Source organism: Flavobacterium commune (assembly GCF_001857965.1).
GTDB lineage: Bacteria > Bacteroidota > Bacteroidia > Flavobacteriales > Flavobacteriaceae > Flavobacterium > Flavobacterium commune.
Map to the genome: position 1 here is coordinate 3782022 of NZ_CP017774.1, position 16661 is coordinate 3798682.

Consider the following 16661-nt stretch of genomic DNA (forward strand, 5'->3'; position numbering starts at 1 on the left):
TAAAAATAAATAATATGTCTTTAGTAGGAAAAAAATTCCCAAGCATTACAGTTGACGCCATTTCTGAAATGGGTGATAATTTAAAAATCAACATCTTTGAAGAAGCAGTAAACAACAACAAAAAAGTACTTTTGTTTTGGTATCCAAAAGATTTTACTTTTGTTTGCCCAACTGAATTACACGCTTTTCAAGCTGCTTTACCGGAATTTGAAAAAAGAAATACTATTGTAATTGGTGCTTCTTGTGATACTAACGAAGTACACTTTGCCTGGTTAAACACTGCAAAAAACAATGGTGGAATTGAAGGTGTAACTTACCCACTTTTGGCTGATACTACAAGAAATTTATCTGCTGCTTTAGGAATCTTAGATGCTGAAGCTGGTGCTTACAACGAAGATGCTGATACTTATTTAGTAGAAGGTTCAAACGTAACTTACAGAGCTACTTATTTAGTAGACGAAACTGGAAAAATTTTCCACGAAAGTGTAAACGATATGCCATTAGGTCGTAACGTAAACGAATATTTACGTTTAGTAGATGCTTACACTCACGTACAAACTAAAGGTGAAGTTTGTCCAGCTAACTGGGAAGAAGGTAAAGAAGCAATGTCTGCTGACAGAATCAGTACTGCTGCTTACTTAAGCGCTAACTAATTTTTTAAAATTGCTAAGATTCCGAGTTACAAAGTCTCTAAGATTTATACCAGAATAAATAAAAACTTTTAAATTAAATATTTAATAACAAGTCATAAGGTTCTAAGAATCAAAACTTAGAACCTTAGCGACTTAGAACCTCTAAAAAAATGTTAATAGAATTAAACGAAGATACATTAGCCAATTTAGTTAATGAAAACGAAAAAGTAGTAGTTCAGTTTTCGGCATCATGGTGTGGTAATTGCCGTATTATGAAACCAAAATTCAAAAAACTGGCTACCGAAAATGAATCGATCACTTTTGCTCTAGTTGACGCTGAAAATTTTCCGGAATCCAGAAAATTAGCGAATGTGAGCAATTTACCAACCTTTGCTACTTTTGTAAATGGAAAATTGGTAAACGAAACCCAAACGAACAAACAAGAAGTCTTAATCGAATTGGTTAACGAAATCGTATAAAAATAGCGACAAAACACTTCTGACTTCCAACCTCTAATTTCTAACTTTATGAAACTACCCGTAATAAAACAACTGACTCAGTTTATCGAAGAAAACGACCAGGATTACATCATTGAAACTATAGAAGTTCTGGAAGCAATGACTGAGATTTCTTCACTTAAAGATGAAGAATTAGATGTTATTGGCGAATTAATTTCGAATATGTATGGTGCTCTTGAAGTTCATAAACTAATCAAAAACGGAACCGATAAAAAAGAAGCATTGAATACTTTTATGAAAAGAGTATTAGGCTCTATCGACAAATAAAACTTTGATTTTATAAAAATAAAATGCACCTTTTAAAGTTGCATTTTTTTTGCATTTACGGCTATTCCTCAAATAGACATTATGTTAAAAAATGATTCCGCAAAGATTTAAAATCTTAAATCAGAAATCCTAAATCTTAAATAATTTTCATACTTTTGAAGCTCATTAAAAAAATCAATTATGGCTTCAATTACATTAGGAGGAAATCCAATAAACACTGCGGGAGAATTACCAAAAGTAGGTTCAAAACTTGCCGATTTTAAATTAGTAAAAAACGATCTTTCGGTTGCTTCTTTAAGCGATTTTAACGGAAAGAAATTAGTTTTAAATATTTTTCCAAGTATCGATACCGGAACTTGTGCTACATCAGTTAGAAAATTCAATGAGGCTGCTGCCAAATTAGAAAACACTGCTGTTTTATGTATCTCAAGAGATTTACCATTTGCTCAAAAACGTTTTTGTGGAGCTGAAGGAATCGAAAATGTAGTTAATTTATCAGACTTTCAGGAAGGAAGCTTTGGAAAAACAAACGGATTAGAAATTATTGATGGTCCTTTAGCAGGATTACACTCCAGAGTTTTAATTGTTACTGATGCTGACGGAACCATTTTGCACACAGAACAAGTGGCTGAAATTGCAAACGAACCAAATTACGAAGCTGCTTTAGCAGTGCTTTAATATGGCTTTTCAAAAAGACAATTCTTTTTTAAGCGGACGATTAAAAAGTGTTAACTACGCCTTAAAAGGTGCTGTTAAACTTATCACTACTGAACATAGCATAATGGTTCAGTTCTCCATTGGGATACTATTAAGTATAGCTGGTTTTTTTATAGGAATAACAGCCACTGAATGGCTTTTCCAAACTTTTGCTATCGGTTTAGTATTAAGCATCGAAGGACTCAATACCGCTATTGAAAAAGTAGCCGATTTTATTCATCCGGATTACCACGAAAGAATTGGTTTTATAAAAGATATTGCTGCCGGATCTGTGTTTTTTGCAGCAATTACGGCAATAATTATTGGTTTAATCATATACGTACCTCATTTTATTTAGAGGTTTAGCTACATTATAGAATGGCAAAAACAACAAAAAAAGAACCTTTAGACCCGAAAAATAATTCTAACCCTAAAGTCTTAAAATCATGGGAAATATCAAAGCAGCATAAAACCATTTTAGGCTGTCTTTTAATATTATTTTCTGTTGCTTTATTAGTTGCTTTTGTTTCTTTCTATGTATATGGACAAGAAGATCAAAGTGCTGTTTTAGAATTAGCTAACAGAACAGAAACTGTAAAAAATTGGCTGGGAAAGTTTGGTGCTTTCCTGGCTGATTTAATTGTTTATCAAGGTTTCGGATTGGCTTCTTTCCTATTTGTTCGATTATTTTTCTTAACAGGAATCTTTTTAATACTTGGTCTTTCCAGCCGAAAACTCAAAAACATCTGGTTTTGGGATTTATTTGCCATGATTAATTTATCAGTATTATTTGGATTTTTTGCCACTTCACTACCTGAATTAGGCGGAACAATAGGCTACGAATTAAATTTATTTCTACAGGATTACATCGGAAAAACAGGTGCCTTATTGTTGCTTATCTTTGGGATTCTAATTTATGTTATTTTCAAACTAAGATTATCTACTGAAAAAGTACAGTCCTTTTTTGAAAACAGCAAAAAAGAAAGCATCTCAGACACCAACGCTACTTTTGCCCCAAAAATCGATAGTGCTTATAACTTAGAGGAATTTGCAGTAACTGAAGAAGAGCCTGAAACTGAAAAAATCCCTGAATTTAAACCTTCTCAATTCGAAATCAATAAAGAAGCTTTAAAACCAACAATTAATAATCCATCCGAAATCAATTTAGATCCTATTTCGAAGCCACTTGCTGTTGAAAAAACTGCAGCAGTAGCAATGGCTGTTGCTAATGATGATTTTGTAATCGAAGCTTCCCCTGAAGAGGAAGTAATCGAAGAAAATCTGGCTGCCCGCTTAGTTGCTGATTTTGGATTATTTGACCCAACACTGGATTTATCTAATTATAAATTCCCAACCCTTGATTTACTAAAAGAATATTCAACAGGAGGAATTACCATTAATCAGGAAGAATTAGAGGAAAACAAAAATAAAATTGTTGATACACTTCGCAATTATAAAATTGAAATTGCCCAAATTAAAGCAACCGTAGGTCCATCAGTAACCTTATACGAAATAGTTCCGGAAGCCGGAATCAGAATATCAAAAATTAAAAGCTTAGAAGACGACATTGCCTTATCACTTTCGGCACTTGGAATCCGTATCATCGCTCCTATTCCAGGAAAAGGAACCATTGGTATTGAAGTTCCAAACAAGAATCCTACTATGGTTTCAATGAAAAGTGTTATTGGTTCTACCAAATTTCAAGAAGCTGAAATGGAATTGCCAATTGCTCTTGGAAAAACCATTTCAAACGAAACTTTTGTTGTTGATTTAGCCAAAATGCCTCACTTATTAATGGCAGGTGCTACCGGACAAGGAAAATCGGTTGGATTAAATGCTGTTTTAACTTCGCTTTTGTACAAAAAATACCCGGCCGAAGTAAAATTTGTTTTGGTTGACCCTAAAAAAGTAGAATTGACTCTTTTTAATAAAATTGAGAGACATTATCTGGCAAAACTACCTGATGTTGAAGATGCTATCATTACTGATAATGCCAAGGTTGTGAATACTCTGAATTCACTTTGTGTGGAAATGGACAACCGTTATTCTTTGTTAAAAGATGCCATGGTACGTAACATCAAAGAATACAATGAAAAATTTAAATCCCGAAAATTAAATCCTGAAAACGGACACCGCTTTTTACCCTATATCGTATTAGTAGTCGATGAATTTGCCGACTTAATTATGACTGCAGGAAAAGAAGTAGAAGTTCCTATTGCGCGTTTGGCTCAATTAGCTCGTGCTATTGGTATTCATTTGATTATTGCAACCCAAAGACCTTCGGTAAATGTAATTACAGGTTTGATCAAGGCTAATTTCCCTGCAAGAATTGCTTTTAGGGTAACATCTAAAATTGATTCCAGAACGATTTTAGACACTCAGGGAGCTGACCAATTAATTGGACGAGGAGATTTATTATATACAAACGGAAATGATGTAGTGCGTGTACAATGTGCTTTTATCGATACTCCTGAAGTAGAAAAAATTACTGATTTTGTTGGTTCACAAAAAGCCTACGCAACTGCATACTTACTACCTGAATACACCGGTGGAGAAGAAAATGGCATTAATCTTGATATGGATATTTCCGAAAGAGACAGTCTGTTTAGAGAAGCTGCTGAAATTATTGTTAACGCACAACAAGGTTCGGCATCCTTATTACAACGAAAACTAAAACTAGGTTATAACAGAGCCGGACGATTAATTGATCAATTAGAGGCCGCAGGAATTGTAGGTCCTTTTGAAGGCAGTAAAGCCCGCAGCGTAAACATTCTGGACATGCACGCTCTCGATCAATTTTTTAATAATGAAGAAAATAATTAATTACAATGAAAAAGTTTATCCAAATTGCATTTATCTTACTAATTTGTTTTTCTGTACAAGCACAAGACAAAAAAGCAAAAACCCTTTTAGACCAAGTTACCGCTAAAGTAAAAAGCTATAATAACATTGTAATCGATTTTAAATACTCCCTTAACAACAGTAAAGAAAATATCAATCAGGATAGTAAAGGCAATGTTACCTTAAAAGGCAATCAGTATGTTTTGAATTTCATGGGAATGACTAAAATATTTGACGGAAAAAAAACTTATACCATTGTTCCTGAAGATGAAGAAATAAACATTTCAACAGTTAACGAAAAAGATGACAGTGCTGTTACACCATCAAAAATGCTAACTTTTTTCAATAGTGGTTACAAATATTCGATGGATATTTTACAAAATGTAAGAGGTCGAAAAATACAGTATGTAAAATTAATTCCAACAAACCCTAAGGATCAAAGAAAAGAAATCCTGTTAGGAATTGATGTGCAAACCAAACACATTTACAACTTGATTGAAACAGGTAAAAAAGGGACAAAAACAACTTTAACCGTTAATTCTTTTAAAACCAATCAACCTTTGTCAAAAAATCAATTTACCTTTGTAGCTAGCAAATATCCAAATTACTACATCAATAAATTAGATTAATCCATTTCGTGAAAATCCTTGACAAATACTTATTAAAAACATTCCTGATTACATTTACTACGGTATTTGTAATCTTGTTTTTTATATTCATACTCCAAACTATCTGGCTTTTTATAGCTGAACTGGCAGGAAAAGATTTAGACTTTGGGTTAATTATCAAATTCTTACTCTTTTCAATGCCACGTATCATACCATTGGTATTGCCATTATCCATCTTGTTAGCATCGATTATGACTTTTGGTAATTTGGCTGAAAACTATGAATTTGCCGCCATGAAATCCTCAGGAATTTCTTTGCAAAGAGCCATGAGAAGCCTTACCTTATTCATTCTGTTATTGAGTATTGTAGCTTTCTTTTTTGCCAATAACGTAATTCCGTTTGCCGAATACAAATTCATTAATTTCAGAAAAAGTATTGCCCAATTAAAACCTGCAATGGCTATAACTGAGGGACAATTTAGCGATGTAGGATACTATAACATCAAAGTCAATAAAAAGTCGGGAGAAAATGGTAATAAACTAACTGGAATTACCATTCACAAAAAATCAATGAACGGCGACGGTAGCAAAACAGTCATAAAAGCTAAAAAAGGAGAACTAATAAGTAGCGAAAGTTCAAGTGTTCTTCAAATGATTTTAAATGACGGAAATTACTATGAAGATATTACTCCTAAAAAATTCTCTGACCGAAACAAAATTCCTTTTGCCAAAAGTTCCTTTAAAAAATATACTATTAACATTGACTTATCACAACTAAACGAAGTTGATGTAGATAAAGAAAAAGTAGCCAATACAAATACCATGTTAACGGTAAACGAATTAAATTACACCTTAGATTCTTTAAACAAAAACTTCAAAACTGAAGTCGCCTCTTATTCTGAAAACATTAATTTAAGAACTGTTATTGAAAACAAAACTTTCAATGATATAGCTAACAAAGAAATGGTCAAAAAGAGAAAACCGCTTCCTTCGGACATACTTTCTTTGTATGACAACAAGAAAAAATCGGAAATTTTGCGAACAGCCAGCAGTAATCTCAGCAGTATCGGATACAGCATTGACGGTAGCAAAATCAATTTGCAGGCGAAACAAAAAAACATCAATAATCACCTATTGGCATTTTATGATAAATTTGTAATCGCTTTTGCTTGTATTATGATGTTTTTTATAGGAGCACCACTGGGAGCAATTATTAGAAAAGGAGGACTTGGACTACCAATTATTTTTGCTGTACTAATATTTATTAGCTTCCATTTTATCAATACTTTTGGAAAAAGATTTGCGCAAGAAAACGGAATAAGTCCATTCTTAGGAGCCTGGATGTCTTCATTTATCCTATCCCCTCTTGCTATATTATTAACCTATAGAGCTACAAATGATATTGGTTTAATCAATATGGATGTTATACTGGCTCCATTTCAAAAAACACTACAAAAAATAGCACAAAAATTTACCACTAACAAAAAAACAACAACCTAAAATGGTCACAGATAAAATACAACTCCACACGATTGAAGAAGCAATCGAGGATATTCGTCAGGGAAAAATAATCTTAGTTGTTGATGATGAAGACCGAGAAAACGAAGGGGATTTTTTAGCTGCGGCTGAAAAAGTAACACCTGAAATGATCAACTTTATGGCAACACATGGTCGTGGATTAATTTGTACTCCACTGACCGAAAAACGTTGTAAAGAATTAGACTTAAAACCAATGGTCACAAATAATACTGACCACATGGAAACAGCTTTCACCGTATCAGTCGATTTAAAAGGAAACGGAGTTACCACAGGTATTTCTGCTGCAGATAGAGCAAGAACCGTACTTTCTTTAATCGATTCTAAAACAAAACCACAGGATTTAGCCCGACCTGGACATATCTTCCCTTTAATTGCTAAAGAAGGTGGTGTTTTAAGAAGAACGGGGCATACTGAAGCTGCGATAGATTTTGCCAGATTAGCAGGCTTTAAACCGGCAGGAGTTATTGTCGAAGTAATGAACGAAGACGGTACTATGGCTCGTTTACCTCAATTGGTGAAAATTGCAAAAAAATTCGATATCAAAGTAGTTTCTATCGAAGCGCTTGTTGCTTACAGAATGCAACACGATAGTATTATTGTCAAAAAAGAAGATTTTGATATCAATACCCGCTTTGGAACTTTCCGCCTAAGAGCTTACGAGCAAATTACTAATAAACAAATTCATATTGCTTTAACAAAAGGAACCTGGAATACCGGAGAACCTATTTTGACACGTATTCACTCCTCTCAGGTAAATAATGATTTATTAGGTACTTTAACTAATAACGTTGACCAGCAATTAGACGATATGTTTAAAATAATCAACGAAAACGGGCGTGGTGCAGTAATTTTTATCAATCAGGATATGTCGGCAGTAAATCTCCTTAATCGTATTACAGAATTAAAAACACTTCAGGCCGAAGGAACAATGAAAGCTCCTAAAGTAGTCATTGACATTAAAGATTACGGAATTGGAGCCCAAATATTACACGATATCGATATTTCAAAAATACGATTGGTATCTAATAGTACACAAACCAAACGTGTAGGAATGATTGGTTATGGTTTAGAAATCACAGAATATGTACACTACTAAAGAATTATTTCAAAAAACTAAAAAATTAACTCCCACAGAATAAAACAGTTAAATCAGCTATAAAAAATAGCTGATTTTTTTGTTCAAATATATTTTTTTATCAATAAAAACCTCCTATATTTGCACTCGCAATCACAAAATGATAGCAACATACTGGAGAAATGGCAGAGCGGTCGAATGCGGCAGTCTTGAAAACTGTTGACTGTAACAGGTCCGGGGGTTCGAATCCCTCTTTCTCCGCTGAAGGCTAAAAAAGAGACTTTTCAAAGTTTTCAAAAAAGCGCTAAAAAAGCGGTAAACCCTGAAAATCAAACGATTTGCAGGGTTTTTTCTTTTATACCACTTTTCAATATTTATAAAATCACGCAAAATCTTCATGGCGCATTCGTGGCACAGCGTGAGTGGAGTTGCCTCCAAAAGTGCTACAAAAAGTTAAGGCGAATTCTGTTTAGACCAGCTTAAAAATTGGAAAAATCTACGTTATAATTCTTACTGCCCCCTGGGCAGAATAACGCACCTAACTTTTATCAGGATGGGAAACAGCAGAAAAAAATACAGCATTGACTTTATTGATTTTAAAATCTGGGCCGTCAAGACCTGCATCGAGCACAAAAGCGTTCGGCTCGCTGCCGATAAGCTGCGGATCAACAAAAACAGCCTACAGCACTGGAAAAATCTGTTCAGAGACGGAAAGCTCACCCTGTACCAGAGAAGCGGCCCGGATTCAGACAGAAAGGAAACAACCGGACTTCGGAAGGAAATTAAAAACATTCGGATGGAGCGGGATATTTTACAGGAAGCTGCAGGAATTCTTCACAGGGACAGAAGAGCTGTTTACAAGTTGATAAGAGTAAATACTGATGATTTCCCATTGGGAAGATGTGCCAGGTTTTTCAGGCGACTCCCAGCTGCTATTATAAATGGCTGAAAAAGCTGTCTTCCGGAAGAGCTGCACATAAAGCATTGATCACCTCTGAAATTACCAGAATCTATCACTGGAGCCAGTGCAGATACGGAAGTCCGCGAATTGCCAAAGAACTCTCCGCAATCGGTATTAAAGTCTCCAGAGCATTTGTTGCTAAAATAATGATGGAAAACCATCTGCGCAGCATCGCAAAATCAAAATTCAGAAAAACGACAAGCTCCTCTCATAAACATTTCACGGCTCAGAACATACTGGAGCAGCATTTTAAAACATCCCACTGCAATGAAATATGGGTTTCGGATATAACCTATATAGAGACTGACGAGGGCTGGCTGTATCTCACTGTGGTAATAGACCTTTTTGACCGTAAGGTAATCGGATGGTCGCTCAGCGAAACACTTAAAGCAAAAGAAACAAGCATAAGGGCTTTTAAAAATGCAATACGGAATCGTCCTCTAGAGAGTAACCAAAAACTGCTGTTCCACTCAGACAGGGGAACGCAATACGCCTGCCTGTGGTTTGCGTCTTTACTTTAAGAAACCGGACAGATAACCCGGAGCATGAGCAGAAGAGGGAACTGCTATGACAATGCCGTGGCGGAAAGTTTTTTCAAAACGCTGAAAACCGAACTGGTCTACCATAACACATATGCCACAAAAGAAAAAGCAAATGAATCTATTTCAGGCTATATAGAAAATTTCTACAACAGACACAGGAGACATTCTGCACTCGGCAATTTGACAATAGAAGAATTTCAGAAACACAATATTTCTGTAAAAAAATAAATTGCTTTTGTTTTACAATTATAATTTTTTACTAACTAATTCAAGTTGCTAGTTTAAGTAGTATAAAAAACAAAGCAAAGGATAAGTAAATTTGTCTTGCCGACATAAAAACTTTACCAATGCTTTGCAAAGACAAAATTATCTCAATTTTTTGTTTAATCGATGATATTTTACAAGGAATTGAACACAAAGAAGACAAAAGACGACAAGTAAGCGATAGTGAAATTATATTGACCGCTATTGTATCATCAACGAGTTTTTACGGGAATCATTCCTCTGCTATTCGGTTTATGAAACAATACGGATTTATTCCCAATACGCTCGATAAGAGCCGATTTAACAGACGAATTCATAAAGTCGGAAAACTTCTTTGTGAGTTATTTGAAATTGTAAGTTCTTATTTTAAACGCTTTTGTTGCGAAATGCAATACATTATAGATTCTTTTCCAGTTGCAATATGTAACAATATAAGGATTCTTAATTGTAAAATTGTTAAAGATAAAAAGTGGAGAGGTTACACGGCAAGCATGAGAAACTATTTTTATGGAGTCAAAGTACAATTAGTTACAACAAAAGATGGTATCCCAATAGCCTTTCATTTTACTCCGGGAAAAACGGCTGATGCAAAAGCATTGGGAAAAATGATAAATAAATTGCCTGCAGAAGCATCAATTTATGGAGATAGTGCCTATTTGGATTATGGTTTGAAAGATTTTGCGCGCGAACAAAAATGTATTTTCTTGAAGATTCAAAAGAAATCAAATTCTAAAAGAATAGACACTTTGGAACAAAAAAAAGAAAAATTAAAAATGAGGAAAAGAATAGAAACAACTATTAGCGATATTAAAAAACTTTTCCCAAGAACGATACACGCGGTGACTTTGGAAGGTTTTCTAATAAAGCTAACTTTGTTTGTCTTCGGATTACAATTAAATAAATCGATTAACTAGCAACTTGAATTAACTAATCTTAAAAACTAAGGTAGTGTCTCACTAACTGTGTAAGTTGAAAAGTTATTCTGAAAAATATTTGAGCTCCTTTAAAAAGCTCAAAAATATTTTTCGGAAATAACTTTTTGTTATTTTTAACCTTACATAATTATGATTGACAAAGACGACTTATTAAACAACAAGGATTTCTATAAATCCTTCAAGAATGCAGAAGATTTAACCTCATTCTTTCAAACGATGCACAAACGAGCTGTTGAACATATGCTCGAAGCCGAACTTGATGCTCATTTAGACAATGAAAAACACGATAAAACCACTAAGGGTAATTATCGCAACGGACACGGAACTAAAAAAATAAAGACCTCTTTTGGTCAACAAGAAATCAAAGTTCCTCGTGACAGAGATTCTTCCTTTAATCCCCTGCTTGTTCCTAAAAGAGAAAATATAGCCCAAGGTATTGAAAATGTCATCATCTCACTTTATGCTAAAGGCATGAGTGTTAGTGATATTGAAGAACAGATCAAGGAGGTATATGATTTTGAAGTGTCTTCTTCGACTATATCACGTATTACCAACACAATTACAAATGAAGTAGTTACTTGGCAAAACAGGCCACTAGAAGAGCTTTATTTAATTGTTTGGATGGATGGTATTGTTTTTAAGGTTAGAGAAGGTTCGAAAGTTATCAATAAAACTATTTATTTAGCTGTAGGGCTTAACAGAGATGGTAAAAAAGATGTTTTAGGAATGTGGCTTGGTAAGAATGAAAGCAGTAGCTTTTGGATGAGTGTTTTGACTGATTTAAAAGCCCGTGGCGTTGAAGATATACTTATTACAGCTACCGATAATTTAAATGGATTTACTCAAACAATCCGAAGTGTTTTCCCTGAATCTCAAACACAAATCTGCGTGGTTCATCAAATTAGAAATGCTTGTAAATATGTCGTTTGGAAGGATCGAAAACAATTTACTGCCGATATGAAACATATTTATAACGCTCCAACAAAACAAGCAGTAGAGTTGGCTTTAAACGATTTTGCAGACAAATGGGAATCCAAATATTCTTATGCAATTAAATCCTGGCGAGATAACTGGGATGAATTGACCGTATTTTTTGATTTTCCAATTGAAATTAGAAAAATCATTTATACAACAAATTTAATCGAGAACTTAAACGGAAAAATTAGAAAATACACTAAAAATAAAATGTCGTTCCCAACAGATGATGCTGTATTAAAATCGGTATTTTTGGCTTTAAGAGAAGCGACCAAAAAATGGTCAATGCCTATTCAAAATTGGGGAATTGTTTTAAACCAATTTACCCTTATATTTGAAAAAAGGCTCCGATTATAAAAACGAAGCCTTAACTTTTCAACTTACACACTTTTTGGGATAGTGTCAAAAATAAAAATTATGAATAATATAGTTTGATTGGTTTTATCCTAAATTCTATTTAAATGCACCCCCCTCAACAGTAAGAGCATTTTAAAAAAATGCTTTGACTGTTTTTTATCGTCTGAAATTAGTGTACTTAGTCATCTAATTCGTCCTAATTTTGATACATTTAATAAACTAGCCTTCTTAAATGTTAAATTTATTTACAAAAAGTAAAAAAACCTGTTACTAAACCACTCTGCACTGAAAGTGCAGAGGTTTGTTTTACGAGGGACTGAAAGTCCCTCATTTATTTCATTCGAGAATGAAATTTGAATTATCATCACTCTCTTTTCTTCTATGATGTTCCAAATATTCATTTACCATTTTATCGGTTATATTTCCAGTACTCCAAACACCATAACCACTTGCCCAAAAAAGTTGCCCCAAATAACGTTCTTTCAATTCGGGAAATTCCATCTGCAATTTTCTTGAAGTTCTTCCTTTGAAACTTTTTAAAATTGAGCTGACGTTATGCTTTGGAGCGTATTCTATATGCGTGTGAACATGATCTGAACTAACAACTCCTTTTAAAATTTCAATTCCTTCAGCTTCACAGATCTGTATCAAAATCTCACGGCAACGCTTTTGAACATCTCCTTTGAAAACTTTAAACCTATACTTAGTAACCCAAACAACATGACATATTAATCTGCTGACTGTGTGCGAACCTTTTCTTAAATCTTTACTCATAATCTAAAGGTAAAGATTTTTTCACATTACTAAAGTACTGCAATAAATTGCAGGGTTTTAGACCCTAAACTGAGACCAATAAAAAAGCCTCAAGGATTGATACTCTTGAGGTTAAAAAAAAAAATAAAACCATTTTTTTTTTTTCAAAACAAACCTAATACATTCAACTTAAAAAATGCTTACAGAACTGCATAATCAGACGTCCCAATTTCTTATATGCAGCAGCTTGTTTATCGATTATTAAGAAAATACCAAATTAATACTCCCATCTTACAAAAGCCTCCATAGCAGCGTAACTGGAAAGCCCTAATTTATCATATAAGGCTGCTGTTTCACTATTTCGGTCTTCAGCTCTTTGCCAAAATTCTCTGGCATCCGATCCCTGGAAAACAACCCCGTCTTTTTGAGATTGGTGTTTAAAAATACCATGTCTTTTAGCTAAAACCTGATCCGGACTCATTGGTACTGCCATTTCAATCTCATCAATTCCCCATTCCTGCCAGGCTCCTCTGTACAACCACAACCAACAATCTTTCATAAAATCCTTAGATTTTAAATTTTTCACAGCTTCAAAAATAGCATCCAAACAAACTTTATGGGTACCGTGTGGATCGGCTAAATCACCAGCTGCATAAATCTGATGTGGTTTAATTTTCTCAATCAAATCCATCGTAATTTGGATATCATCCTGACCAATAGGATTCTTTTTAATCGTACCTGTTTCATAAAACGGCAACTCCATAAAATGGATTTGGTCATCAGCTAAACCAACATAATGACTAGTTGCACGCGCTTCTCCTTTTCGAATTAAACCTTTGATATAACGAACTTCTGGAATGTCGATTTCACTGCTTTTTTTATTTTTAAGAAAAGTAATTGATTTTTTAAAAATAGTTTCAGCTTCAAGACTTTTTATACCAAATTTCTCATTATAATCGCAAACAAAATTGGCAAAACGTAATGCCTCATCATCGGCTACAGCAATATTTCCTGAAGTTTGATAAGCAACATGTACTTCATGTCCTTGTTCTTGTAAACGCATAAAAGTACCTCCCATACTAATGATATCATCGTCAGGATGCGGACTAAAAATCAATACCTTTTTTCTTGAAGGTAAAGCTCTTTCAGGTCTGTTCTCGTCATTTGCATTAGGTTTCCCCCCTGGCCATCCAGTAATGGTATTTTGAAGTTTATTGAAAATTTTAATATTGATTTCGTAAGCAGGTCCTGAATCGGCTAATAAATCACTCATACCGTTTTCGATATAATCAGCATCAGTCAACATCAAAATAGGTTTCTTTAATTTTAATGCTAAACCTAAAACTGCTTTTCGGATTAATTTATCAGTCCAGACAATTTTTTCAACTAACCAAGGAGTATTGATTCTTGTTAGTTTTGAAGAAGCTTCTTTGTCTAAAACAAAAACCGCATTATCATGTTCCTGTAAAAAGGAAGCCGGTACCTGATTTGTTACCTCTCCTTCTACAGAGGCTTTGATAATATTCGATTTTCCTTCGCCCCAAGCCATCAAAATAACCTGTTTAGCTTCCATTATTTTTTTTACTCCCAAAGTAATTGCTGTTCTTGGCGTATTACTCAACCCTGAAAAATCTCCACTTGCCGCAACTCTGGTAATATGATCTAAGGCTACTAATCTGGTTTTTGAATTCTGTAAAGAACCTGATTCGTTAAAACCGATATGACCGTTACCTCCAATTCCAAGAATCTGCAAATCAATTCCTCCCAAAGATTCAATTTTAGCTTCATAATTAGCACAATAATCGGCTATAGCTTCTTTTGATAAAGTTCCATCTGGAATATTTACGTTTTCAGGCAGAATGTCAACATGGTTAAAAAATAATTCTTTCATGAATCGCACGTAACTGTTTATCGAATCCGGTTCCATTGGGTAATATTCATCCAGATTGAAGGAAACCACATTTTTAAAACTCAAACCTTCTTCTTTGTGCAAGCGTACTAATTCAGCATATAACCCCTTTGGTGAAGAACCTGTTGCCAAACCTAAAATACATAATTCATTACTTACCTGTTTTGATTTGATCAATGAAGCTATTTGTTGAGCAACAGCCTTAGAAGCCTCCGTTGAATTTTCAAAAACTACTGTATCAATATTTTCAAATCTTTTTTCAAAACCTGTCGCTTTGTCTATATTACTTTTTAACATTGTTAGTTTATTTTTAAATTTTATATTGTATTTATTCGCTTATTTTCTTGACCAGCTGGTGTATTTATGCCCTTTATGTGCAAAGAAGAAAATCATTAAATAAGCAGGTAAAAGCATTAAATATGCTATTTGATTTCCTGTTTTTGCTGTGGATAAAGCTGCTGTAGCTTGATTAGACATATTGATACTTTCGGCTAAAAGCCCATATAATAAAGGAAAAATTGCTCCACCTATGATAGACATAATTAGTATTGCTCCACCAATTTTTGTGTATCCTCCTAAATTCTGAAGAGCCAATGGCCAAATTGCCGGCCAACAAAGTGCATTGACCAAACCGAATAGTGCTACTAAAATAATTACCAAAGGCAAAGCGGGAATAAAAGGTAATTGAATCATAATACTCGGAGACAGCAACACAATGGAAATCACTAAAATCACTCCCAAAATACCTGAAATTTTTAATGCATTAACCTGAGATAAGTATTTAGGTATTAATGCGATTCCAACAATATAACCTATCAACATTGCTGTCATGGTAAACGAGGTCAACTTAAGATAAAAATCCCCATTTTCACCATAAACTCCGAGCTGTTTTCCAAAAGTTCCTATTGTATCTCCCGCTATTACCTCTGCTGCAACATACAACATCAGAGTTATTGCCCCCAAAACAAGTTGTGGATACTTGAATGCATTACTAATTTGTTTATAGATACTCAAATGAGCTACATGGCCATCTTCATCTAAATCAATTTCAGGAAGAGGGGATAACTTCGCTAAGATTGCTAAAATTAAAATTACGATTCCCATATAAATATACGGTGTTTGCAATTGAAGTGCCAGCGTATCCAATGCTTCTGATCTAGACACAGTGCCAAGCATAGCTATTTTTTCTTTAGTATAATCCTTCATGTTAGACAATACCAAAGCAGTTAATACTAAAGGTGCTATAAATCCGGCTAATTTGTTGGCAATTCCTAAAACACTAATTCTTGCCGCTGCACTCTCCCTTGGACCAATTACAACGACATAAGGATTTGCCGCAGTCTGTAAAATGGCTAATCCTGTTCCCATTATGAACAAAGCTACTAAGAACAAAAGAAAAGTTCTCATTTCAGCAGCTGGATAAAACATGAATGCCCCAATAGCAATTACTATTAAACCGAGTGAAATACCATTTTTATACCCAACTTTTTCTATAATCCAAGAAGACGGAATAGCCATTACAAAATAAGCAATATAAAAAGCAAAAGCTACAAAATAAGCCTCTGATGGTGATAATTCACAGGCTATTTCAAAAAATGGAATCAAAGGTCCATTTAACCAGGTAACAAACCCTAATATAAAAAATAACAGAGTTAAAATAGCCATCGGTATTAAAACTTTACTTTGACTTTTTTCTAATGTGTTTTTAATTTGTGTCATTTTGCTTATCGTTAAATTAATTTATCATGCTTTAAATAATAACCAATTCGTCTGGAATCCCAAACCCTTCT

General features: G+C 34.0%; 17 protein-coding genes and 1 tRNA gene. 15 read left to right on the forward strand and 3 right to left on the reverse strand.

All coding sequences use genetic code 11. The annotated features are described in order from the left end of the window. The first annotated feature begins 14 nt into the window (after positions 1-14). The 15 genes from BIW12_RS15780 (at position 15) to BIW12_RS15840 (ending at position 12209) form a co-directional block, all read left to right on the forward strand. On the forward strand, positions 15-653 hold the full coding sequence (locus BIW12_RS15780) for a peroxiredoxin (RefSeq protein WP_071186000.1): 639 nt from the start codon (positions 15-17) through the stop codon (positions 651-653). A 149-nt stretch (positions 654-802) separates the two neighbouring features. Continuing rightward, positions 803-1111, forward strand: a complete 309-nt coding sequence (locus BIW12_RS15785; RefSeq protein WP_071186001.1) for a thioredoxin family protein — start codon at positions 803-805, stop codon at positions 1109-1111. Positions 1112-1159: 48 nt separating this feature from the next. Continuing rightward, positions 1160-1417 carry a DUF6952 family protein gene (locus BIW12_RS15790; protein ID WP_071186002.1) on the forward strand — a complete coding sequence of 86 codons (258 nt, stop codon included), beginning with the start codon at positions 1160-1162 and terminating at the stop codon, positions 1415-1417. A gap of 180 nt (positions 1418-1597) precedes the next feature. Then, positions 1598-2095, forward strand: coding sequence for a thiol peroxidase (gene tpx / locus BIW12_RS15795; protein WP_071186003.1), 498 nt, complete (start codon positions 1598-1600; stop codon positions 2093-2095). A gap of 1 nt (position 2096) precedes the next feature. After that, positions 2097-2471 (forward strand): diacylglycerol kinase family protein, encoded by a 375-nt coding sequence (locus BIW12_RS15800; protein ID WP_071186004.1) that lies wholly within the window; start codon positions 2097-2099, stop codon positions 2469-2471. A 20-nt stretch (positions 2472-2491) separates the two neighbouring features. After that, positions 2492-4936, forward strand: a complete 2445-nt coding sequence (locus tag BIW12_RS15805) for a DNA translocase FtsK (protein ID WP_071186005.1) — start codon at positions 2492-2494, stop codon at positions 4934-4936. 5 nt (positions 4937-4941) lie between these two features. Next, on the forward strand, positions 4942-5583 hold the full coding sequence (locus BIW12_RS15810) for a LolA family protein (RefSeq protein ID WP_071186006.1): 642 nt from the start codon (positions 4942-4944) through the stop codon (positions 5581-5583). A gap of 8 nt (positions 5584-5591) precedes the next feature. After that, a complete protein-coding gene (locus BIW12_RS15815; protein ID WP_071186007.1) occupies positions 5592-7061 on the forward strand; it encodes an LptF/LptG family permease in 1470 nt (489 codons plus the stop codon). A gap of 1 nt (position 7062) precedes the next feature. Then, on the forward strand, positions 7063-8196 hold the full coding sequence (gene ribB, locus BIW12_RS15820; RefSeq protein ID WP_071186008.1) for a 3,4-dihydroxy-2-butanone-4-phosphate synthase: 1134 nt from the start codon (positions 7063-7065) through the stop codon (positions 8194-8196). Between the two features lie 155 nt (positions 8197-8351). After that, positions 8352-8436, forward strand: a tRNA-Ser gene (locus BIW12_RS15825). A gap of 292 nt (positions 8437-8728) precedes the next feature. Further along, positions 8729-9124, forward strand: coding sequence for a hypothetical protein (locus BIW12_RS16410; protein WP_157499564.1), 396 nt, complete (start codon positions 8729-8731; stop codon positions 9122-9124). After that, positions 9076-9657, forward strand: coding sequence for an IS3 family transposase (locus tag BIW12_RS15830; RefSeq protein ID WP_083382152.1), 582 nt, complete (start codon positions 9076-9078; stop codon positions 9655-9657). The genes BIW12_RS16410 and BIW12_RS15830 overlap by 49 nt, the downstream gene beginning before the upstream one ends. Before the next feature lie 12 nt (positions 9658-9669). Next, complete coding sequence (locus BIW12_RS16700) at positions 9670-9906, forward strand: integrase core domain-containing protein (protein WP_394332099.1); 237 nt, start codon at positions 9670-9672, stop codon at positions 9904-9906. Between the two features lie 119 nt (positions 9907-10025). Beyond that, positions 10026-10856 carry an IS982 family transposase gene (locus BIW12_RS15835; protein ID WP_071186009.1) on the forward strand — a complete coding sequence of 277 codons (831 nt, stop codon included), beginning with the start codon at positions 10026-10028 and terminating at the stop codon, positions 10854-10856. A gap of 150 nt (positions 10857-11006) precedes the next feature. Beyond that, on the forward strand, positions 11007-12209 hold the full coding sequence (locus BIW12_RS15840) for an IS256 family transposase (RefSeq protein ID WP_071185457.1): 1203 nt from the start codon (positions 11007-11009) through the stop codon (positions 12207-12209). 336 nt (positions 12210-12545) lie between these two features. On the opposite strand, the gene tnpA is transcribed toward BIW12_RS15840, so the two are convergent. From tnpA to BIW12_RS15855, 3 genes are all read right to left on the reverse strand, one after another. Then, complete coding sequence (tnpA, locus tag BIW12_RS15845) at positions 12546-12983, reverse strand: IS200/IS605 family transposase (RefSeq protein ID WP_071186010.1); 438 nt, start codon at positions 12981-12983, stop codon at positions 12546-12548. Positions 12984-13239: 256 nt separating this feature from the next. After that, complete coding sequence (gene nagB, locus BIW12_RS15850; RefSeq protein ID WP_071186011.1) at positions 13240-15168, reverse strand: glucosamine-6-phosphate deaminase; 1929 nt, start codon at positions 15166-15168, stop codon at positions 13240-13242. A gap of 39 nt (positions 15169-15207) precedes the next feature. Further along, entirely contained in the window at positions 15208-16590 is a 1383-nt protein-coding gene (locus BIW12_RS15855; protein ID WP_071186012.1) for a sugar MFS transporter, read from the reverse strand. Between the last annotated feature and the right edge of the window lie 71 nt (positions 16591-16661).